Origin of the sequence: Phaeobacter sp. B1627 (assembly GCF_006265095.1) — a bacterium.
Taxonomy (GTDB): Bacteria; Pseudomonadota; Alphaproteobacteria; order Rhodobacterales; family Rhodobacteraceae; genus Epibacterium.
This window is the reverse complement of sequence record NZ_VCNK01000016.1, coordinates 65763-87366: the sequence shown is the minus strand read 5'-3', so window position 1 is coordinate 87366 and position 21604 is coordinate 65763. Positions and strand designations below refer to the sequence as shown.

The 21604-nt window shown below is 61.2% G+C and carries 19 protein-coding genes; 6 read left to right on the top strand and 13 right to left on the bottom strand.

The genetic code is table 11. The annotated features are described in order from the left end of the window. The first annotated feature begins 4 nt into the window (after positions 1-4). Both FGE21_RS09445 and FGE21_RS09440 read left to right on the top strand, forming a co-directional pair. On the top strand, positions 5-760 hold the full coding sequence (locus FGE21_RS09445; protein ID WP_305037102.1) for an amino acid ABC transporter ATP-binding protein: 756 nt from the start codon (positions 5-7) through the stop codon (positions 758-760). 19 nt (positions 761-779) lie between these two features. Continuing rightward, a complete protein-coding gene (locus tag FGE21_RS09440) occupies positions 780-1634 on the top strand; it encodes a D-amino-acid transaminase (RefSeq protein ID WP_139663043.1) in 855 nt (284 codons plus the stop codon). A 188-nt stretch (positions 1635-1822) separates the two neighbouring features. Here the strand turns inward: FGE21_RS09440 and FGE21_RS09435 are convergent, their stop codons facing one another. From FGE21_RS09435 to FGE21_RS09405, 7 genes are all read right to left on the bottom strand, one after another. Further along, positions 1823-2545, bottom strand: a complete 723-nt coding sequence (locus FGE21_RS09435; protein ID WP_139663042.1) for a TetR/AcrR family transcriptional regulator — start codon at positions 2543-2545, stop codon at positions 1823-1825. 224 nt (positions 2546-2769) lie between these two features. Then, complete coding sequence (locus tag FGE21_RS09430) at positions 2770-3864, bottom strand: siderophore-interacting protein (RefSeq protein WP_139663041.1); 1095 nt, start codon at positions 3862-3864, stop codon at positions 2770-2772. Further along, the gene (locus tag FGE21_RS09425) at positions 3864-4946 is read right to left on the bottom strand and encodes an ABC transporter substrate-binding protein (RefSeq protein ID WP_139663040.1); all 1083 of its coding nucleotides are present in this window, start codon (positions 4944-4946) and stop codon (positions 3864-3866) included. Before FGE21_RS09425 ends, FGE21_RS09430 begins: the two co-directional genes overlap by 1 nt. Continuing rightward, positions 4940-7075: a TonB-dependent siderophore receptor gene (locus FGE21_RS09420; RefSeq protein ID WP_139663039.1), complete on the bottom strand. Its 2136-nt coding sequence runs from the start codon at positions 7073-7075 to the stop codon at positions 4940-4942. Before FGE21_RS09420 ends, FGE21_RS09425 begins: the two co-directional genes overlap by 7 nt. Before the next feature lie 344 nt (positions 7076-7419). Then, on the bottom strand, positions 7420-8712 hold the full coding sequence (locus FGE21_RS09415) for a sorbosone dehydrogenase family protein (RefSeq protein WP_139663038.1): 1293 nt from the start codon (positions 8710-8712) through the stop codon (positions 7420-7422). 193 nt (positions 8713-8905) lie between these two features. Then, positions 8906-10942, bottom strand: coding sequence for a TRAP transporter fused permease subunit (locus tag FGE21_RS09410; RefSeq protein ID WP_139663037.1), 2037 nt, complete (start codon positions 10940-10942; stop codon positions 8906-8908). A gap of 79 nt (positions 10943-11021) precedes the next feature. Next, entirely contained in the window at positions 11022-12026 is a 1005-nt protein-coding gene (locus FGE21_RS09405) for a TAXI family TRAP transporter solute-binding subunit (protein WP_139663036.1), read from the bottom strand. Between the two features lie 258 nt (positions 12027-12284). Here FGE21_RS09405 and FGE21_RS20055 point away from each other — a divergent pair, with 258 nt between their 5' ends. Continuing rightward, on the top strand, positions 12285-12452 hold the full coding sequence (locus FGE21_RS20055) for a hypothetical protein (protein ID WP_176695402.1): 168 nt from the start codon (positions 12285-12287) through the stop codon (positions 12450-12452). On the opposite strand, the gene FGE21_RS09400 is transcribed toward FGE21_RS20055, so the two are convergent. Genes FGE21_RS09400 through FGE21_RS09390 form a run of 3 tightly spaced genes read right to left on the bottom strand, consistent with a single transcriptional unit; the run spans position 12449 to position 15375 of the window. Continuing rightward, a complete protein-coding gene (locus FGE21_RS09400) occupies positions 12449-13753 on the bottom strand; it encodes a TRAP transporter large permease (protein WP_139663035.1) in 1305 nt (434 codons plus the stop codon). The genes FGE21_RS20055 and FGE21_RS09400 overlap by 4 nt on opposite strands. Before the next feature lie 43 nt (positions 13754-13796). Next, a complete protein-coding gene (locus tag FGE21_RS09395; RefSeq protein WP_139663034.1) occupies positions 13797-14390 on the bottom strand; it encodes a TRAP transporter small permease subunit in 594 nt (197 codons plus the stop codon). Between the two features lies 1 nt (position 14391). After that, positions 14392-15375 (bottom strand): TRAP transporter substrate-binding protein, encoded by a 984-nt coding sequence (locus FGE21_RS09390; protein ID WP_139663033.1) that lies wholly within the window; start codon positions 15373-15375, stop codon positions 14392-14394. A 241-nt stretch (positions 15376-15616) separates the two neighbouring features. Between FGE21_RS09390 and FGE21_RS09385 the strand changes: the two genes are divergently transcribed. Then, positions 15617-16519: a LysR substrate-binding domain-containing protein gene (locus FGE21_RS09385; RefSeq protein ID WP_139663032.1), complete on the top strand. Its 903-nt coding sequence runs from the start codon at positions 15617-15619 to the stop codon at positions 16517-16519. A gap of 167 nt (positions 16520-16686) precedes the next feature. On the opposite strand, the gene gndA is transcribed toward FGE21_RS09385, so the two are convergent. The 3 genes from gndA to FGE21_RS09370 are packed head-to-tail and all read right to left on the bottom strand — an operon-like array spanning position 16687 to position 20158. Then, positions 16687-18105 (bottom strand): NADP-dependent phosphogluconate dehydrogenase, encoded by a 1419-nt coding sequence (gene gndA / locus FGE21_RS09380; RefSeq protein WP_139663031.1) that lies wholly within the window; start codon positions 18103-18105, stop codon positions 16687-16689. 47 nt (positions 18106-18152) lie between these two features. Then, positions 18153-19193 carry an L-idonate 5-dehydrogenase gene (locus FGE21_RS09375; RefSeq protein ID WP_139663030.1) on the bottom strand — a complete coding sequence of 347 codons (1041 nt, stop codon included), beginning with the start codon at positions 19191-19193 and terminating at the stop codon, positions 18153-18155. Between the two features lie 17 nt (positions 19194-19210). Beyond that, entirely contained in the window at positions 19211-20158 is a 948-nt protein-coding gene (locus tag FGE21_RS09370; protein WP_139663029.1) for a 2-hydroxyacid dehydrogenase, read from the bottom strand. A 114-nt stretch (positions 20159-20272) separates the two neighbouring features. Between FGE21_RS09370 and FGE21_RS09365 the strand changes: the two genes are divergently transcribed. Continuing rightward, the gene (locus FGE21_RS09365; protein ID WP_139663028.1) at positions 20273-21064 is read left to right on the top strand and encodes an SDR family oxidoreductase; all 792 of its coding nucleotides are present in this window, start codon (positions 20273-20275) and stop codon (positions 21062-21064) included. Continuing rightward, a complete protein-coding gene (locus tag FGE21_RS09360) occupies positions 21051-21590 on the top strand; it encodes a gluconokinase (protein WP_255731470.1) in 540 nt (179 codons plus the stop codon). The genes FGE21_RS09365 and FGE21_RS09360 overlap by 14 nt, the downstream gene beginning before the upstream one ends. Positions 21591-21604 lie beyond the last annotated feature (14 nt).

Here is a 21604-nt window from a genome sequence, read left to right as displayed (position 1 = left end):
GCGCGTGTCTGACCAAAGATGGACCGACCAACAGCCTATCGTATCAATCAAGGACGTTCATAAATCCTTTGGGTCACTCGAAGTTCTGAAGGGCGTTTCAATGGATATCATGAAGGGCGAGGTGATTTGCATCATCGGCCCTTCAGGATCGGGGAAATCGACCCTGATCCGCTGCATCAACGCATTGAACGATGTGCAGCAGGGCACCATCACGCTCGAAGGCTACGATGTGCACGACCCCAAACTGGACAAGCTGGAGCTGCGCAGAAAAGTCGGAATGGTATTTCAGCAGTACAACCTTTTCCCACATAAGACCGCGCTTGAAAACGTGATGATGGCCCCGCTCAAAGTGCTGAAGGAGCCCAAGGCAGAGGTCGAAGTCCGGGCCCGCGCCCTGATCAAGAAAGTGCGCCTTGAAGGCAAGGAAAACGCCTACCCGGGTGAGCTATCCGGGGGGCAGCAGCAGCGGGTGGCCATTGCCCGTTCGTTGGCGATGAACCCCAATGTGATGCTGTTTGACGAAGTGACCGCCGCCCTCGACCCTGAAACCGTCAAAGAGGTCCTGCTGACCATCAAGGAGCTCGCGACCGACGGCATGACCTGCATTCTTGTCACCCATGAGATGGGTTTTGCCCGCGAAGTTGCGGACCACATCTACTTTACCGACAAGGGCGTCATCGTCGAACACGGCGCACCGGACACGTTTTTTGACAACGCATCCGATCCGCGGACCAAGAAGTTTCTGGGTCAGATCCTCTAGCTCAACCAAGGAGTTCCCCATGCGCACAGTCTTTGTGAATGGCGTCTACCTGCCCGAAGATCAGGCGCAGATTTCCATATTCGACCGGGGCTTCCTGTTTGGGGATGCGGTCTATGAAGTGACCGCTGTCATGAACGGAAAGCTGGTCGATTTTGACGCGCATATGGACCGTCTGGCCCGCTCCATGGCGGAATTGGATATGGTCAGAGGATACGAGCGCAGCGCCCTCCTGACGATCCACAAGAATCTGATTAAGAGAAACAACCTGCAAGAAGGACTGGTCTATCTACAACTGACACGGGGCGCTGCGGATCGGGATTTTGACTTTTCAGACCTCGATGTCGCACCGGGTCTGGTGCTGTTCACCCAGGCCAAGTCCTTGGAGGTCAACCCGCTGGCCGCCCGGGGACAAAAGATTGTTCTGGCCGATGACCTCCGGTGGGGGCGATCAGATATCAAGACGGTTCAGCTGCTCTATGCATCCCTGATGAAGACGCGCGCAAAACGACAGGGCGCCGATGATGTATGGCTGTGTCGCGATGGCAAGATCACGGAAGGATCATCAAACAATGCCTATATCGTCACCCGCCACAATGAAATCATCACCCGCGCGCTTTCAACGGACATCCTGCATGGGATCACCCGCGCTGCCGTTCTCAAAATCGCAGAGCTGCACCAATTGAAGGTGATCGAGCGGGCCTTTTCCGTGGATGAGCTGAAGGACGCAAAAGAGGCATTTTCGACCTCCGCCTCCGGCTTCGTAAATCCGGTGGTCACCGTGGACGGCGCTGACATCGGAGACGGGCAACCCGGCCAAATCGCCAGCGCATTGCGCAGCAGCTATGTCTCGGCCAGCCAAGCCGCCGCATGCTGACTGGGCGAATTGACCGGAAAACTGGGCTGGGAACACCGGACTGGGTGAATCCCGACCGGGCAATCGACCGGGAGTTCAGCCCCCGGCCTGACTATCCGTGGTGCCGCGCTGATCCAGATAGGATTGGCCGGGGACGATGCCGTCTTCATCGCAAGCGGCCCCGCGTTTCGCCCTATCCGCGCCCCGGATCAAGCCGCCGCCGCTCCGCGCAAGGCCAGGGTCCAGGCCATCTCAAAATAGGCATCCTGCGCGGCAGAATCGAGGAATGTCTGCTGGCCCATCATGACGCTTAACAGCGGCTTGATCGACGTGGCATAAAGCAACTGTTCTGCGATTTCCAACGGATCCCCCGCAGACAGCGCGCCGTCGTCCTGAGCGGCGGCCACCAAGGCGGCAAACATCACCATGATCTGGTCCTCGGCGGCCGGGGTTTCACGGACCCCTCCCATTGGCACCGCTTCGCTCAGCGCCACACGGTTCAAAGCGGCCAGTTCAGGGCGCATATTCACCGCAAGAAGCGCGCGCGCGTAGCCTCGCAACACCTGCAGCGGAGTCCCCGGCGCAGCGGCAATGCGCTCCAGCTCCGGCAGGACTTCGCGTCGCGCCCGGGAGATCAATGCCTCGAACAAAGCCGTTTTCGAGGGGTAGCGACGATACAATGTATCCTTGCCCGCCTGGCAGTCGCTGGCAACCTGCTCCATCGTCGTCGCGGCAAACCCCTGAGCCCCGAACAGCCGGGCCGCGACATCCAGAATGCGCCGCTCCAGAGCCAGAACCGCCTCTTTGGTCGGGCGGCCGCCGCGCGGTTTGGGCGTCACCGCCTGCGCGGTGTCGGCAGGTGTTTTGAGAGGCTGGGACTTGGGCTGGGCTGTGGTTTCGGGTGATGCGTTGCGTGACTTGAGCTGCGCCATCTCTACCTCCGGTTGGGTTCGGCCCCTATTGTGGTCGCAAAGCTGGAAGGAGGCAACTCAGAACCATACTGGCGCGTCATGATTACCCTGGGACATGCGCGTCACACGTCGGGTTTTCGACATCATGTCCCTGAAATCCGAAACTCCGGGACCGTATCCCAACTGGGCGCCATCGTCTGCCCGTCCGACCCTACGGCCTTTGGCGTGAGACCGTGATACGGCTGTCACTCCCGGATGGACGCGCTGCCAGTTGCGGCAATTTCCGGCTCGCTCATGCCACGGCGCCAATGGGCAAAGGCAACGATCTGCTTGCGCGGCAGCCCACGCGCGCGCACCTCGCGCCACATGGTCAGAAAGGCGCTCCGTTCTGCCCCGCACCAAAAACTGGCGCGACATGGGTCTTTCGGCCAGTCGATCTCCGCAAAGGCGCTTGCCAGAAGGTCCTGCGTTCCCGGCGCGGCGCCATTGCGATGGAGCCAGCGCAGAGCAACACCCGGGGGCGCCGCCACCGCTTGCTCCTCTTGCGGGCCGTCCACCTCCAGAAGCGCAACACCGCGCGCTGCGGGATCCAAGGCCTCGAGACACCGCAGCACGCCCGGCAGGCCCGTTTCATCGGCGGCAAAGACATTGAACTCTGCCGCAACCAGCCCATGCGCCGCCGGACCGACAAAGCCCACCCCGTCTCCGGGTTCCGCGGACCGGGCCCAATCCGTCGCAGGTCCGGCGTGATCCCCGAGGAAGAAATCCACCGCCAGACGGCCATTGGCCTGATCGACCTTCCGAACGGTATAGATCCGCGTGTCCAGCTCTGCCTCTCCCTGCGGCCAGCGGATGCGGCCCGCATCGGTCATCTGCGGCCAGACCTCCGGGATTCCACGGCCGCGCTTGAACAGCAGGCGGCTATGCAGGTGGTCCAGCGTGTCATAGCGCTCCACATCGCCGTCAAACCAGATCCGACGCATGCGCGGTGTGATCTCCTCGGTCCCGGCAACGATGAGCACCCGCAAGTCCGGCGGCAGCGTTTCGCCCACCTCATCGCCTTGCCAGTTGATCAAAGGCGAGACCTCACGGGCGTTGAAATCAATCAGGCTGGTGATCGTGTACCGCAGGGCATTCAGCTTTGCCTGATCGTCACAGCGGATGACCACCGAAAGGCTTGTCCCGGTGCAGGTCAAACTCACCTCGCGCTCGGCTCCGGCCTGCGCCGCAGAGACGCCCTGCTGCCGCACCGGCAATCCATGCGCCTCGATCGCCTCAAGAAAGATCGGAAAATATCGGCCGATGTCCGGGAACTTGATCGTACTGCGCGCTTCGAACATCAGGCCTCTCCCAGCGACGCCCAGAGAGGCCCCGGCAGAGGGGCGGGAAAGTAGCGGTTGAGAGCAGCAAGGGTCATGACAGGGTCAAGCTCCCGGAAATGCTCCGGATGCAGCCATTTGGCCAGACATTCTGCCAGCAGCGGCCCGAAGAGAGGCGAAGAAATCAATCCCGACCAGATACCGTGTATCCGGCCCTGCACGACCGCGTCTGAGTTCCGCAATCCCTGACGGTCGGCGGCTTTGCGCAACCCGGAGCGCCCCTGTTCCGGATCCAGACCGGGCCCGATGGCAGGCTGCAAACCCGGTGCGAAATTGCCGCCTGTGGCGATATAGACTTCGGGGTTCAGCCCCAGCAGCCCCTCCGGCGACAGTTGGGCCCCCCAGCCGTCGGAACCTGCAAGCAGATCCCCCCCTGCGAGTTGGAACAGATCCCCCCAAAACGCCCGGCCCGCCGCCCAGCAGCAACTGTCATAGGTGGTCATGATTTCCATATAGACGCGCGGCAGAGGCCCGGGTGCGGGCGCGGCTGTCAACGCATCGAACCGCGCCATGCTCTGGTCTCTCAGTTCGCCCGCCCGCGCCTGTTGGTCGAGTAGCTCTCCCCAGAATCCCAGGGATCGCTGCAGCTTTTCCTGGGGTCCCATCGACTGGCCATAATCGCCGCTCCAGGCAACGGGGATGCCCGCATTTTCCAGATGCTGTGCCAAGGTGGCAGTTTGCGGCGACATATAGGCGCTGGTGACCACAAGATCCGGCTCCAGCCCAAGGATGGCCTCGACGGAAACCGTATCTGGGGAAATACCGCCGACTTCGGGAAACACGGCCCCCAGACGCTCTGCCTGCGCCCCAAGATCGAGCCGCGCCGCGCTGGCCCAGCCAACAATCCGCCCCCCCGGATCCGGCAGCAGGGCGGCCATCATATAGTAGTCACTCGCATCGAGCAGCAGGATGCGTTGTGGTGCAGCCTTGAGCCGCACCACATTTCCGAGCACATCCACCACCTCGCGTCCACCGGCGCGCGCCAGCGAAGGCGCACAGAGAAGGGCCGCGCCATGGGCGAGAAAGCGCCGCCGGCTTACCACGTCTTTTGCAGCCCGGCCGTGATCACGCGGCCTTCACCATATTGGCAGAAGTAGTCGTAGCTACAGCTGGAATAGTAGGTCTCGTCAAAGAGGTTCCTGACATTCAACCGCGCCTTGACGCCCGAGAGCAGATCGCCACGATGGCCAAAATCATAGCTGAGCGCCAGATCCACCAGCGTATAGCCCGAAGCCTTCAGGGTGTTGGCATCGTCACCGTAGCTGGAGCCGACCACGCGCAGCCCGCCGCCCAGTGTCAAGCCGCTCAGAGCGCCATCAAAGGTATAATTTGCCCAGATTGATCCGAAATGCTCCGGCACCGCCTGCGGTCGGTTGCCGATGATACTGCTCGTGGTCGAGCTGCTCACCTCGGTATCCAGCAGCGTCATCGCGGCGATCAGTTCGAGCTGTGATGTCAACTGGCCGCGGGCTTCGAATTCCAGCCCGCGCGATCTGATCTCGCCGGTCTGGATGAAGGTGTTCGCGGTCGCACCCGGCGTTTTGACATTCTCCTGAGTGAGGTCAAAGGCCGCCAGTGTGAACAGCGTGTTCAGATGTGACGGTTGGTATTTCACCCCGATTTCATATTGCTTCGACACGGTGGGGACAAAGGAATTGCCATTCTCATCGACGCCGATTTCAGGCTGGAACGAGGTCGCGTAGCTCGCATAGGGGGCGACGCCATTGTCAAACCCGTACAGGACTGCCGCGCGGTAGGAGGTGTTGTTGCTGTCCTGCACCGTGCTGGTTGCCGCCAGCCGGTTGATATTCTCGGTCTCGATCCAGTCCCGGCGCGCCCCCAGCACCGCCCGGAAGTTGCCAACAGAGATCTGGTCGCTCAGGTAGAGCCCTTTTTGACGGGTGATCTGACGGTTGTCGATCGCCGGGAAGAAGGGACCTGTGATGCCGCCGTAGGTGGGATTGGTGACGTCCAGCGACGGCGCACCGGCAAAGGAGTATTGCCAATCGGTGTCATTGCGGGACAGATCCGCCCCCACCAGAATACGGTGCGACACGGCGCCGGTCTGGGTTTCATATTCCAGATTTGTGTCCCAGGCAAAACCGCTCAAGTCCTCAAAGGACTGCAGGGCCACCCGCGGCACCACCCCGGCCGCAGAAACCGGCCCCATCATCTGAACCGCCTGCAGATCCACATCGACGCTGCTGTATCGCAGTTTGGACCGCAATGTCAGGCTGCTGGAAAACCCGTGCTCAATTCCGGCAAAGATCCCCCATTGCTTGCGGTCAAAGGTTTCAAATGTAGGGTCGCCGATGTTCAGCTCGGAGCTGAGATAGGGCGCAAGAGCCGGCGCCAGACTGGCCGGGTAGACCGAGTTGAAATATCCGCCCTCGGGGTCTGCCTGATAATGGGCACCGATCGTCACACGGGTGCGCTCGGTCGGGGTCCAGACCAGTTTCGGCGCAAAGGAATAGCGTGCCTCGTCCACGCCATCGTAGCGCGATCCCGCCTCGCGGAGCATCCCAGATATACTGTATTGCAGGGTCCCTGCCGCGTTCAGAACCCCGTGCTGTTCGGCCCCGAGTTGCACCCGGTTGTGGCTGCCGAGTTCCAGCCGCGCCTCGCCGCCGCTGCTGCCGTCGGGTGCCCGGCTGACCATATTCACCAGCCCCCCCGGGCTGGTTTGCCCATAGACCAGCGCCGACGGCCCCTTCAGAACATCCACCCGGTCCAGCAGAAAGGGATCGATCGCCGGTTGTGCAAAGGCCTGCCCGCGTGGCTGCCGCAGCCCATCAAAGAAAGAGACAAAAGAAGACGCGGTACCAAAGCCGCCAAAGCCGCGCAGGAACACGCTGTCATAGCGGGTCGAGGCATCCACCTCGGACAAGACGCCGGCGGTATAGCGCAGCGCCTGTCCGACGGTCTGAGTGTTCTGGTCATCGAACTGCTTGCGGGTCAGTACGGTGAGAGCTTGTGGTGTTTCCACCACTGGCGTGTCGGTTTTTGCTGCCGATCGCATCTCTGGCAGGATGAGGGAGCTGGAGGTATCCGCCACGTCCCCCTCGACGATAATCGGCTCCAGATAGATGGTCTCCTGCGCGGCCGCCTGGCCCGCCGTCTGCGTCATCGCCACCAGTGCGGATGCCGTCAGCACGCTCACGTTTCTGAACATTATATTTCCCCGTTCAGCTCAAATCGAGATATGGCTACATTAACGGGAATGGATCGTCCAGTTATTTCATGAGTATTTTACTCGGGTTGATATCCAGCAGCAACAGACGCCCCCTGACGGCCGCATGTGCCAACCATCCAAGCACTCTCATCGCACGCGGACGGGCGAGGCGCCCGATCAGGTCACCCGCGCGAGGCCTCTGGGGAGCGTGCTGCAGGCCTTTCATCGCCCACGCCAAAACGGGCGATTGATCGAAACCAACCGCCCAGGAAAAATCGACAGGGGTGAAGCGGGAGTTTCCCCCCGCAGCTTGTATACGCCTCTGCCCTGGCGGGCGAACGCGCCTAGCTCGCCGCCGCGACCCGCCAAATGATGTCACCGACATCATCCGCCATCAGGAGCGATTTCCGGTCCGGTCCCAAGGTCACGCCAACCGGGCGTCCATAGGCCAGCTTCTCATCTTCGGACAGGAAGCCAGAGAGGATATCGCGCGACGGACCGCTGGGCACGCCATCCTGAAAGGGCACAAAGATCAGCTTGTAGCCGCTCAGCTTCGAGCGGTTCCACGAGCCATGCTGACCGATGACCATGCCGGCGCCGAAACCCGGCAGCGTGCCTTCGGGCATCCAGCAGAGACCCAACGATGCCGTATGACCGCCCAGCGCATAGTCCGGTGTGCGCGCTTTGGCGACCATGGCCGGGTCCTGCGGGACGCGGTCGTCCACTGTTTGGCCCCAGTAGCAATAAGGCCAACCATAGAAACCGCCATCCTCGACGGATGTCAGATAGTCGGGCGGCGTTTCGTCCCCCAGCCCGTCCCGTTCGTTGACAACAGTCCAGAGTTTGCCCGTCACCGGCTCCCAGGCCATTCCGACCGCATTGCGCAGGCCGGACGCGAAGATCCGCGCCTGCCCGGAGGCCACATCCAATTCCCAGATCGCCGCGCGGCCCTCCTCGGCCTCCATGCCCTCATCGCCAATATTGGAGAGCGACCCGACACCCGCGTAGATTTTCGTACCATCGGGAGAGGCAAGCAGGCTCCGCGTCCAGTGGCCATGCGGTTTGAACTCCACCAGCGTTTCGCCACTGCCGGACAGCGCGGTGTCGCCCGGCGTGTAGTCAAAGACTTTTACACCATCGGTATTGCCAAGATAGAACCGGTTTCCAACCAGCGCCATGCCGAAGGGCTGGTTCTGCTCTTCCACGAAAACCTCGCGGATCTCTGCGGTGCCGTCGCCGTCCGCGTCGCGCCACAGGGTAACCCGGTTCGCGCTGTCTCCGATTGCCTTCACCCGCCGCATCGTCGCCTGCGCGGCATGGTCCATCAATGATCTCGGCGGCCCGGGCTGAGCCTGTGCTTCGGCCACCAGCACGTCGCCATTGGGCAGAACCTCGACCCAGCGGGGATGATCGAGGCCCGCGGCAAAGGCGTTCACCGCCAACCCCGGCGCGCAGATCGGCAAGCGACCGTTCTGCCAGCCCTCGGCGGCGGGCATCTTCAGGGTCATGATCCCCTGTTTGCGCGCTTCGGGGATCTCGGGGGCGGCACCGAACGCCTGCTTTGACGGCGCCCCCAGACGCCGCACAAATGCGACGGTTCCGCCGACCAAGGCCGTTGCTTTGGCGATGAATTCCATATTTGGCACCTCTCTGTTGCAGCGTTAGCCTATCGGAAAATATGCGCCTGCGACAACTCCCTCCTTCGGCACCGAATTCCCGCAAGGGTTGCGCTTCAGGTGCAGCGGGCGACGGCCGTGGCGGAAGGGCAGCGCGAAGTTGACCGGAGCGCCAACGCGGTCTGGATTTGCACGCGCTGCACCTCTCCCGGCGCTATGCCTTTTGCGGTGAGCTGTTCCGCCTTTTCACCTGAAGCAACAGGATCGGAGCCATCAGGGCGACGCCTACGCCCATGGTGATCAGGCCCGGTGCGATGAAAAGGAACGAGACGAGCGCAACCCACCAGCGCTCCCAGGTTTTGAGGCTTGCGAAGAGATAGCCCGAAAATGCCACGCCCAGCGACGCGATGCCCAGCATGGCGCCGACCAGGGTCACCGTGAAGGCCCACCAGGTGAACCCGTCGGCAACCAACAGCAGCGCCGGTGAATAGACGAAGACGAAGGGCACCAGCGCCTTTGCGATCCCGAGGCGAAAGGCGGTGTTTCCAGTCTTGAACGGGTTTGACCCGGCGATCCCGGCAGCCGCATAGGCCGCAAGGGCGACCGGCGGCGTGATATCGGCGAGGACCCCGTAGTAGAACACAAAGAAATGCGCGACCAGCGGCTCGACCTGAAGCTGCGCGAGTGCCGGAGCTGCGACGGCGACAAGGATGATATAGGTCGCTGTCGTCGGGATACCGGCCCCCATGATGATACAGGCGATCGCGATCAGAATGAGCGATGTGAACAAGGCCCATTGCGTCACCGTGAAGTATCCAAGGACCGGCAGCGAGCTGAGCATCGTGCCGATGTCAGTGGCCGTCTGCACCACCACGTAGCCAAGGCGGAAGCCCACACCGGTCAGTGTGACCACGCCGACAACCACACCAACGGTCGCCGCCGCCGCGCCCACCGCCAGCGTGTTCCTGGCACCCGACGCCAGCCCCTCCCACAGATCCCGGAAGCTCAGGCGATGTGTGGGGTTGAGAAACCCGACCACGACGCAGGCAATGATGCCGTAGACCGCTGCGAAGTCAGGGGTTTTGCCGGACAGGATGAGATAGACAAGAATGATCAGCGGGATCAGGCTCAGCCAGTGATCCTTGAGCACAACCCCCATCTTGGGCAGTTCCTCGGCGCGCAATCCGCGCAGGCCAAGCTTCTTGGCCTCCAGATGCACCATGATGAAGATGCCGAAATAATGCAGAAGCGCCGGGAACAGAGCCGCAGCGAGAACATCCCGGAGCGGGATTTCGAGATATTCCACCATGATGAAGGCCGCAGCGCCAAGGATGGGCGGCGTGATCTGCCCGCCGGTGGAGGCAGTGGCCTCGACAGCGCCGGAGAAATGCGCCGGATAGCCCACCCGCTTCATCGCCGGAATGGTCAGCGCGCCCGTGGTGACGGTGTTGGCGATGGAAGACCCCGATATGGTGCCCATGAAGGCCGAGGAAAAGATCGCGACTTTGGCCGGCCCGCCCGAATAGCGGCCGGCAATCACCATCGCCAGGTCGATGAACAGCTGACCCAGACCGATGCGCGTCGCCAGCACGCCGAAGAGAATGAAGAGAAAAACATATTGTGCCATAACGCCGATGGCGATGCCGTAGATGCCCTGATTGGTCATATACAGATGGTTGATGATGCCCAGCCAGGACGAGCCACCGTGTTTGAGCGCACCCGGCATCCAGGGACCGAAATAGGCAAACGCGATGAACAAGAGCCCGATGATCGGCAGCGTTGGGCCGACGCTGCGGCGTGTGGCTTCCAGCGTCAGGATCAGCAGGGCCGAGCCCATGAAAATGTCCGACGGGGACGGGTTGCCAACCCGCTGCGCAAGAGCGGCAGGCGGCAGGAGCGGCAGATACAGGGCGGCCCCGACGGCCAGCAAGGCCAGAGCGATATCAATCACCGGCACGCCGTCGAAACGATACCATGCGCGTGGCGGCATGGCAGGGTCGGCCTTGCGAACGCCAAAGAGAATGAAGACCAGACCAAGCACAAAGGACAGGTGGATACCACGATGCAGGAGTTCCCGCACGAGGCCGAAACCGGAAGCGTAAAAATGGTAGACAGACATCGCAACCAGAACCGAAGCGACAATGAACCCGAGCGTCTTTCCGGTGGGTCTGAACGCTGTTTCAGGGTCGAACCTGCGCTCGATTTCGGCAAGCTGTTCGGGGGTGAGTTCTGGAATGGTATCAGCGGTCATGGCCCTGTCCCCAAGAATTGATCACAGAAAAGGCCCCGGGCAAACGGTCGCCCGGGGCCGGCAACACAGGCTGCGTCTTTTACTTCAGCAGACCGGTTTCGCGGTAGAAACGTTCTGCTCCGGGATGAAGGGGAACGCCCACCCCTGCGAGCGCGGTCTCGCGGGTGATGGCCTGACCCTTGGCATGACCCACATCAAGCAACTTGCGGGATTCGTCGTTCCACAGCGCCTTGGTGATGTTGTAAATCAGCTCTTCGTCCGCTGTTGCCGAGGTGAACCATTGGGCTCCGACGGCAACCGTGCTCACGCCCGGGACGCCCTCGTATGTGCCCTCGGGAATGTCGGATGCAGAGAAGAACCCGTATTTTTCGGTCAGGGCCTCAGCACCGGCACCATCGATCGGCACCAGCTTGATGTCTGCCGCTGACGCCAGTTCCACCAGCGAACCGGTGGGGTAGCCGGTGACCACGAAGAACGCGTCGATCTTGCCGTTCCGCAGCGCTTCGGATGCTGCTCCGCCCTTGAGCGCCTCCGGTGTCAGATCATCGACCGAAAGCCCATTGGCTTCCATGATCAGCAGCGCGTCCACATATGTGCCGGAGCCCGGCTCATCGAGGGACACGCGCTTGCCCGCCAGATCGGCGACCGAGTTGATGCCGCTGTCGGCCATGGCCACAAGGTGGATATGCTCTTCGAACAGGGCGGCGATGGTGCGCAGGTCGGTGGCGGGCTCGCTGCCCTCCATGGTGCCCGTTCCGGTATAGGCCCAATAGGCCACGTCCGACTGGGCAAAGCCTGAATTGCGCAGGCCGGAGATGATGGCATTCACGTTATCGACCGACCCGCGCGAGGAAACGGCAGATGCAATCAGCCCCTCGACGCCACAGGAGCCGCCGTCGCCACATTCGCGCGATCCGGGTGGTTTGGAAATCGCATTGGCGATGACGCCGCCGATCGGGTAATATGTGTAGGCGGTGCCGCCCGTGCCGATGGTGAAGAACGTAAGCTCCTGGGCCACGGCCGTACCGGCCGCACCAAGAGCCAAAACCGCGCTAACCGCAGCCGCCTTGAGTGATGTGATCATAGAATCCTCCGTGTTGGTTGTGCTTGGACCATGTCGCAAGGCCACTTCGGTCTGCTGTGTCTGGACCGTCCTGGACATTGGCCTGCCATGGAATTCGGCCCCTGCCGGAACCGGTGGCGTGTGGGCTTGCCCTCGCGTGTATCGCGCGCCCGCGATGCCTATGCAACCTCTTGCAGGGTATTGAAATAGCACATCGAAATGCGAACGCATCCGGTCAGGTTTAGCGGATGCGGGATGCAACCGCCATAGGGATCTGCTGTGCCTGTGTTCGTCGCGCCCGACTATGGTGCCGCAAAGGTGGTCAAAGCCGCCTCACCGCGCCCGAAACAATTTGTCCCCCGCCGGACCCTTTGGGAGGATCTGGCGAGGGACTGGGGTTGGTTTGACCGTGGCGAAGCGGCCCTGACAGGCCGAGGGTTCGTCTAGCCGAGGATCAGATCCGGCATGAAGGTGACGATCTGCGGGAAGACTGCGAGCAGGATCACAAACAGGATCATGATCAACAGGAACGGCAGCGTGACCCGCGCGATATAGCCGGTACTGCGTCCCGTGATGTTCTGGATGACGGCAAAGTTGAACGCTACCGGCGGGGTGATCTGGGCCATTTCGACCACCAGCACCATGAAGATGCCGAACCAGACCTTGTCGAAACCCGCCGCTTCCACAAGCGGCAGAACCACCGGCAGAGTTGTCGCGATCATGGAGAACCCTTCCAGCGCGGTGCCGAGGATCAGGTAGAGCAGGATCAGCGCCATGATCAGCAGGATTGGAGACAGATCCAGAGCGGTCACAAAATCGGCGACAGCTGCGGGAATGCCAAGTGTCGCGGTAACATTGCCGAGAACCGAGGCCCCCAGAATGATGATCCCCATGACAGAACAGGTCTGCACCGCGCCCAGAATGATGTCGCACAGAATTTTCAGCGTCAGGGCGCGCTGAGAAAGGGCGACGAGGAACGCACCGACAACACCCAGTGCCGCCGCTTCGGACGGCGTCGCGAGGCCGCCGTACATGGAGCCCAGAACGCAGATGATGAGAAACATGGCCGGGGCAAGATCGCGCAGGGCGGCAATCCTCTGGCGCAACGGCATGTGGCGCAGCTGGCGCTCGCTTTCGGGAATGAGATCCTTTTTGATCGTGCTGCGGATCATGATGTAGGCCGCAAAACTCGTGGCCAGCAAGAGCCCCGGCACAAAACCGGCCGTGAACAGGCGCAGAACCGATTCATTGGCCAGCACGCCGTACATGATCATCACGGTGGATGGCGGGATCAAAAAGCCCAGCGTTCCCGCCCCGGCAAGCCCGCCGATGGCAAGCTCCGGTGAATAGCCGCGGCTCAGAAGCTCCTTGAGGGTCATCCGCCCCACAACCTGTGTCGTCGCGGCGGAGGAGCCGGAGATCGCCGCGAAAATCGAACACCCGACGATATTGACATGCAACAGGCGCCCCGGCAGCAGACCGGCCCAGGGCGCAAGGCCCGAAAAAAGCGCCTCGGAGAGCTTGGTGCGGAACAGAAATTCGCCCATCAGGATGAAAAGCGGCAAAGCCACAAGGTCGGGCGTGGTGAGAATATTGAAAACATACTGTGGAAACAGGCGGTCAATCGGAAGGTTGGTGAACATTACCGTCAGCCCGATCGCAGTGGACAGGAGTGCAATCCCGATCCATGCACCGGCGGCAAGAGTTCCGAACAGCAAACCGAAGAGGCCGGATAGAATCGCGCCCATGTCTTTTCCTTTTTTATCTGAGGCTCGCGTTAGAAGTGAATGCTCACTCGATTGCGCTGGCGGCGCCGAGTTTGGAGCTGTTCACGGGATTGCCACTCAGGGCGGTCACAAGGCGGGCAATCATCTGAAACGCGAGAACAGCTGCGCCGAACGTCAAGACGGATTGTGGGATCCACAGCGGCGTGAAACTTTCCTGGGACACGTCGCCGTATTGAAAATTGCGCAATGTGAACTGAAACAGCCAGAGCGTGAGACTGACGGTGACGGCAGTTCCCAATGCGGCCGAGACAATTTCGAGAAAGCGCACAAGCTTTTCCTTGCCGGACGAAACGACCAACTCCACCCGGAGCTGCAAGCCTGCGCGCAGGGTCATGCCGGAGCCGAGAAGGAAGGCTGCCCCCATCAGGTAGGCGCTGTATTCCCAGCCAATGCCGGTTCCGGAGGGCACAAAGGAAAGGAACCCGCTGAAAAAGGCCAGGAATATGTCGATCAGGACCAACATCGTCAGGCTGACGACGCAAAGACCCGCGATCCCTGCTCCGAACAATGAAACCGCATCGGCGGCCCTCTGAAGGGCCGCCGCAGGTCCATGAAGCTCCGGGGGGGTGACCGAATTTTCGTTGGACGTTTCGTTCATCTCAGTTGGAACCCTTGGATGCGAGATAGGCCTCGGCAATCGGCTTGGCCGCTGGAACACGGGCAAAATACTTGGCCTGAACATCCTGAGCCTGCGCAATGATTTCCGCCTTCAGCGCGTCAGAGATCGGCACAAGGGTCATCTGGTTTTCTTTCATGGTGGCAATGCTGGCCAGATCGCTGTCGCGGGACACCTGCCAGAAGCCGGGCTCGAGATCAGCGGCGACCTTTTCAATGGCTGCGCGATCTTCTGCGGGAATTGCGTTCCATGTGTCGAGGTTGACCGTCACGGCGTTGGATCCCCACGTGTGGTTGGTCGGGTAGATGTAGTCCAGGAATTCCCAGAACCGGCCATCCACACCCGAGGTCGCAGAAGTCGCGACCCCTTCTACGCGGCCGGAGGCCAGCGCCGGCAGCAACTCGCCCCAGGGCATGACAATGCCATCCATGCCGATGGCGGTGATGATGTCGACGGTGTTCTTGTCAGCGCCGCGAACCGCGATGCCCTCAAACCCTTCGATGGTCTCGACTTTGGTCTTGAGATAGACGTATTGCGCGGGCGACGGCACCATATAGAGGAGTTTCTGGTTGTACTTCTCAAAGAGCGCTTCGAATTCGGGACGCAGATAGGCGTGATAGTCCTTCAGCTCCTCCATGGAGCTCACGAGGAACGGAACACCTTCGGCGCCGAACAGGGCGTTGCTGCCGACCTGCTGGCTGATGTTGATATCCGCCATATCCACAAGCCCGTCGCGAACTGCATTCAGTTGGTCAGGTCCCTTGAACCCGAGCGAGCCGGCCGCGCTTACAGAGATCTTCACATCGCCGTCGGTTGCCTCTTCAACAGCGGCAGCAAAGGTTTTGGCATTTTCCACCATGAAGTTGCCTTCGGGCAGAACGTCGGACAGGCGCAGATTGGTCTCGGCAAAGGCCATGCAGGTGGAGGCAATAAGGGCGGCTGAGCCCAAGGCGATTTTTTTGAACATCTGACTTGTGTTCTCCCTGGCTGTGTTGAGCCGAAACACCAGCGCCCGGAGCGCCGTGGTCTTCAGCTCGTTCTTGTTGCATGTTAACAGTGATGCACAGTAGTGATCAGAGTGGGTGCCGCAAAACAACGGTTCGCTCTGATGTGATCGCGAATGCATATGCATGCGGCCTGATGCCTTCATGATGAAAATGAACGATAGCTGTCGGCGTGGATAGCATCCCAAACTGGGGAGACGGTATATGGATGTCAGGAAACTGAAATCTTTTGTGAAAATCATCGACATCGGGAGCATCACGCGCGCATCGGCAATCCTGCATATCGCGCAGCCTGCGCTCAGCCAACAGATCGCGGCGCTCGAAGCCCACTATGGAAAGCCGCTGCTTATTCGGTCAAAGCGGGGGGTGACGCCGACCGAAGCGGGCAAGGTGCTCTACCGGCATTCCCAGCTGATTCTGCGCCAGATGGATGAGGCCGAACTGGATATCGCCAGTGCATCCGAAGAAATTACCGGCGTGGTCCGCGTGGGTCTGGCTCCGATGGGGCTCGGCGCCCTTCTGGCGGCACAGCTCATCAAGGGGATCCGCGAAAGCCATCCGGGGATCGTTCTCTACATCAACGAGAATGTTGGTGGCGGCGCCATGAGCGAACAGATCATGATGGGGAAAATGGATGTCGCGCTGATCTTCGACCCCGGAGCAATCCCGAGCCTGGCATTTGAACGAATTGCGACCGAGGATCTTCAGTTCGTTACCATTTCCGAGGATTTCGAGGCCGGAACAGAAGTCGATTTCGAAGATGCCATCGCCCGCCGGATGATCCTGCCGAGCAAGATCCACACCCTTCGTCAGGTGATCGACACCACACTTGGGCGCGTCGGGCTCACGGCGCGCGTGGTATGCGAAACGGAATCGATGTCGGTGCTGTCAAATGCGCTCGGAGAGGGGCTCGGGGATGCTATTCTGCCGCGTTCAGCAGCCAAAGCGGTGAAACGACGGGTGCCGGAAACCCGAATTTGTGGCATCAAAAAGCCCAATATGAAAACCAATATGTCTGTCTGCTGGTCCGCTCAGCTGGCCTTGTCCGAAGCCACGAATGTGGTCCGGGAGGAACTCGTCCGCATGGCTCGCGAGATGGTGAAATAGCAGCCCACCACCACGCATATCGCGGGCAGCCCCACGGCCGAAAGGCGCCCTGCCACCGTGTCTGCTGACGCACAAAAGCACGTCAACAGCTATGGGCATCGGACCGTGATGACAAAGGTTTGCGAGGGAAAACAAAGGCACGCTCGGACGAGCATGCCTTTGCACTGTCAGCTGTTCGAAGACCAAGGCCCGTGCGGGTCGTCGATGGCGTCTGTGCGTTCGAACCCATGCGCCCCGAAAAAGTCCCGCTGCGCCTGAATGACATTCGCCGAGGACCGTCTTGTGCGGATTGTGTCGAACCAGCTCAACCCGGCAGACAGAGCCGGGACCGCGATCCCCGCCGCAATGGCGCATTGTACTGTCTTGCGCAGCGCCGGTTCGGCCTTGCGCAGCATCTCCGTAAACGGCTCGGAGAAAATCAGCAGCGGCGCATTCTTGTCCGCCAGAGCCTGCGCCATCTCATTCAGCATATCGGACCGGATGATACAGCCGTTGCGCCAGACTTTGGCGATCCTGTCCATCGGCAGGTCCCAGTCGAACTGGCTGGAGGCCGCTGCAAGCATGTCAAAACCCTGCGCATAGCAAAGGATCTTTCCCGCAATCAGGGCCTGCTCCAGTTCCGCAAGCGTCAGGTCCGTGGACGCGCCGCCCGCATCTGGAAGCTCGCCAAAGGCCGCGGCACCGGCGGCTCTGTTGTCGATCCCCGCAGACAGGTTTCGCGCACAAACGGCGGCCTCGATCACGGGCACCGCGACACCGAGATGCTGTGCTTCGATGGCTGTCCAGCGCCCGGTTCCCTTTTGTCCGGCCCGGTCAAGGATCACATCGAGGATAGGCGCCCCGGTGTGGCGATCGCGGCTGTGCGCAATCTGTCCGGAAATCTCGATCAGATAGGAAGACAGTGGCCCCTTGTTCCATTCGTCGAAGGCCGCCGCGATCTGTTCAAGCGGGAGCGACATCCCATGGGACATCAGGCTGTAGCCTTCCGCGATCATCTGCATATCGGCATATTCAATGCCGTTGTGCACCATCTTGACGAAATGGCCGGCCCCTCCGGCTCCCATATAGTCGGCGCAGCTCTCGTCCTCGTATTTGGCAGAAATCGACTTCAGCATCGGTGCGACACGGAGCCAGTCATCCTGTTGCCCGCCAACCATGATCGAAGGTCCGTGACGCGCGCCGTCTTCGCCGCCCGACACGCCCACACCGAGGAACGAATAGGGGGCCTGCGCCGCCTCTTCCATGCGCCTGTTGGTGTCGTGATAATTCGCATTCCCGGCATCGATCACAAGATCGCCGGCGTCGAGATACCCCCGCAGCGCTTCGATCTGGGCATCGACGACCGGACCCGCGGGCACCATCAGGATGATCGTGCGCGGCCGTTGAAGGCTGGCGACAAACTCGGTGAGGCTCCGTGTGGGAACGATCTGCTCCGCAAGCTCGCCTGCGGTTGACACAAATTCGTCGACCACGGACGTGGTGCGGTTGAACACGGAAATCCGGAAGCCGTTCTCAGCGATATTGAGGGCAAGCGCCGCTCCCATTGTGCCGAGCCCGATCAGGCCGACAGTCGAATTTGCCGTCATGTTACACACCTCTTTCTGCAAATTTTGATATCGATAACATTGCTCTTCTAGTCGAATTCGATCAGTGCCTTGATCGCGCTTGAACGGTCAGAGGCGATTTGAAAGGCGCGTTCTGCCTCCTCCAGCCCGACCCTGTGCGTGATCAACGGCGAAAGATCGATCCGTTTCTTTCGCATCGCTTCAATACCCGTTGCGAACTCTTCATGAAAGCGGAATGAACCGCGCAGGTTGAGCTCTTTTGCTGTCACCTTCATCATATTGAGAGGCATTTCCCCACCCAGACCGAGCTGAACCACGACACCTCGGGGGCGCATGGCGTCCAGCGCCGGGTTGAGGGCCGCCGCAACACCGGTGCATTCAAACATCGCATCAAAGGTGCCCTTGCCATGTGCAAACTCAGAAAGCCCGTCGGGCTGCGTGCCGGTGTTGATTGTGCGGTCCGCCCCGATCCTGCGCGCCATGTCGAGGGTGAAGTCCGACAGGTCGGTGGCTACGATCTCCTCAGCTCCGGCCAGCCGCGCTGACAGGATCGAAAGGAGGCCGATCGGGCCGCATCCGGTCACCAGCACGCGTTTGCCAAGCAATTCGCCCGCCCGCCGCACGCCATGCAATGTGACCGCGAGCGGCTCCGCCATGGCCGCTTCGCCGGGGGTGAGCCCGTTGGCGACCGCGCATTGCGACGCATTGACGATCATCTCCTGTCTGAATGCGCCCTGGATATGCGGGAATGGCATGGCCGAGCCGTAAAACCGCATGTTTTCGCAGTGGTTCGGAAGGCCCCTGTTGCAGGTTTCGCAGCCGCTGCAGGGGCGCGACGGCGAGATCGCAACAAGATCGCCAACCGCCACGCCCTCAACCTCGGCACCGATTTCGGTGACTTCGCCGGACACCTCGTGACCAAGGACCATCGGCTCGCGCAGACGCACAGTGCCAAAGCCGCCATGATTGTAATAATGCAGGTCGGACCCGCAGACGCCGCCAGCCTTCATGCGGACGCGCACTTCGGCTTTTCCTACATGGTCGGCCCGCTGCTCGGTGAAGTCCTCGACGCGGAGATCTTTGGCCGCGTGAATAACAACTGCTTTCATATCAGTATCCTACGACGTCAGAGAACGGGGCTTACGAGGGGTTTACCTGCGAAATGGGCCGTCAGGTTTTCCCGCAGGAGGGCCCCCATGGCCTTGCGCGTTTCGACCGTGCCGGAGGCCTGATGCGGTTGCAGGAGGATATTGGGCAAATCCATAAAACGCGGATCAAGCGCGGGCTCCCCCTCAAAAACGTCGAGGGCCGCCGCGCCCAGCGCGCCCGAAGACAGCGCGTCGATCAGCGCCTCTTCATCAACGTTGGACGCGCGGGATACATTGATTAACATGCCATCTGCGCCAAGAGCGTGGAGCACGTCTCGGTTGATGATATGGCGGGTCTCCGCAGAGGCCGCCGCCGCAACAAAGAGGAAGTCGCACTGTTTTGCCAACTCGACAGGGGTCGCCGCGAAGGTCCAGTCTTCCGCGTAGTCTTTCGGCGCGACATCGCTATAGGCGATGTCCATCCCGAAACCAGAGAGGCGCTTCGCGATCTCAAAGCCGATACGCCCAAGGCCGAGTACGCCTGCGCGACGCCCCCATGCGCGGCGCTGAAGGGGCAAGCCGCCCTCGGTCGCCCAACTGCCATCGCGCACCCAGGCGTCTCCGGCGACGATTCCGCGCGTCTGGGCGAGCATCATCGTGACCGCGAAATCGGCTACATCTCCGGACAGAACATCCGGTGTATTGGTGACGCGCACGTTGTTTTCGCGACATGCCTCCAGATCGACAGCATCGAAGCCGACACCATAGACAGATACCAGCTCAAGACGGGGGCAGGCTTCGATCATCGCGCGATCGGCACCAAGTTCCCCCCGCGTCGCAATCGCGCGGACATCCGGGCCGTGTTGCGCCAGAAACGCCGCCTTGTCTTCGGCCTCAAAATACCGGCGCACTTCGTAGTCGCGGTTGAGCGGCTCTTCATCCCACGTGGGATAGGCGCCGATTTGCAGGATAACGGGGTTCGACATCAGGATCCTCCTTGGCTCAGGCGTCACAGGCATGAGTCTCTTTGCTTGACCTCAAATAGTTATCGATAACATAATGGCGCCGAACGCGATTGTCGACATGAAAAGGAAAGTGGAATGAGTATCGAAACGTCCTACCTCGAACGCAGCTTCGGGCTGAGTGGTCGCCGGGCCCTTGTGACAGGATCCTCGCAGGGGATCGGCTTCGCCCTCGCGGCAGGTCTGGCAAAAGCGGGCGCCGCCGTGGTTCTGAACGGGCGGGACGGCGCCAAGCTTGAGGGCGCTGCGGAAGCGCTGCGGGAAATGTGCCCGGATGCGGAGATTGCGACCCTGGGGTTCGATGTGACCCGCCACGGCGAGGTCCGCACGGCCATCGATGCGTTTGAAAAAGACCACGGCGCGATCGACATTCTGGTGAACAATGCCGGCATGCAGCACCGCAGCCCTCTTGAGGAGTTTCCCGCAGACCGGTTCGAAGCCCTGCTGCAGACCAATATCGCCTCGGTTTTCCACGTCGGTCAGGCTGTCGCCCGCCACATGATCGGCCGGGGCAAGGGCAAGATCGTCAACATCTGCTCCGTCCAGACCGCACTGGCCCGCCCGGGCATTGCCCCCTATACTGCAACCAAAGGCGCGGTCGGGAACCTCACCAAAGGGATGGCGACGGATTGGGCCGGGCACGGGCTGCAATGCAATGCAATCGCGCCGGGATATTTTGACACCCCGCTGAACGCAGCCCTTGTCGCTGATCCTGAATTTACCGCATGGCTGGAAAAGCGGACCCCCGCCGGCCGCTGGGGAAAGGTCGAGGAACTCGTGGGCGCCTGCATATTCCTGTCATCCGATGCCTCAAGCTTTGTCAACGGGCACGTGCTCTATGTCGATGGAGCGATCAGTGTCTCGCTTTGAGCAAAGTCACGTGGTGATCATGGGTGTCTCCGGCTGTGGCAAGTCCACAGTCGGCGCGGCTCTGGCGGCCCTTTCGCGGCTGGAATATGTCGATGGGGACGATCTGCACCCGGTCGCAAATGTCGACAAAATGCGGGCGGGGATCCCCCTGACCGACGCCGACCGACAGCCTTGGCTGGAGGATTGCGGCGCGGCACTCGGGCGGGCGCACACGGGGCTGATCCTGGGGTGTTCCGCATTGAAATTGAGCTACCGCGAGATCATCCGGCGCACGGCCTTTCCGGCGAAACCGGTGTTTGTCTACCTGCACGGCAGCCGCGAGGTCCTGAGCGCGCGTATGGGGCAGCGCGAGGGGCACTATATGCCCACGTCGCTTCTCGACAGTCAGCTCGCGACACTCGAACCGCCGACCGGCCCGGAGGGGGCCATCACGGTCGATATCGATCAACCCGCGGACCGCATCGCAGAGCTGATTTTCAATGGGCTCGGCTGGCGGGCGGAGTCTATTGCCCGGCAAGGCAAGTGAACGTATCGTCCGCC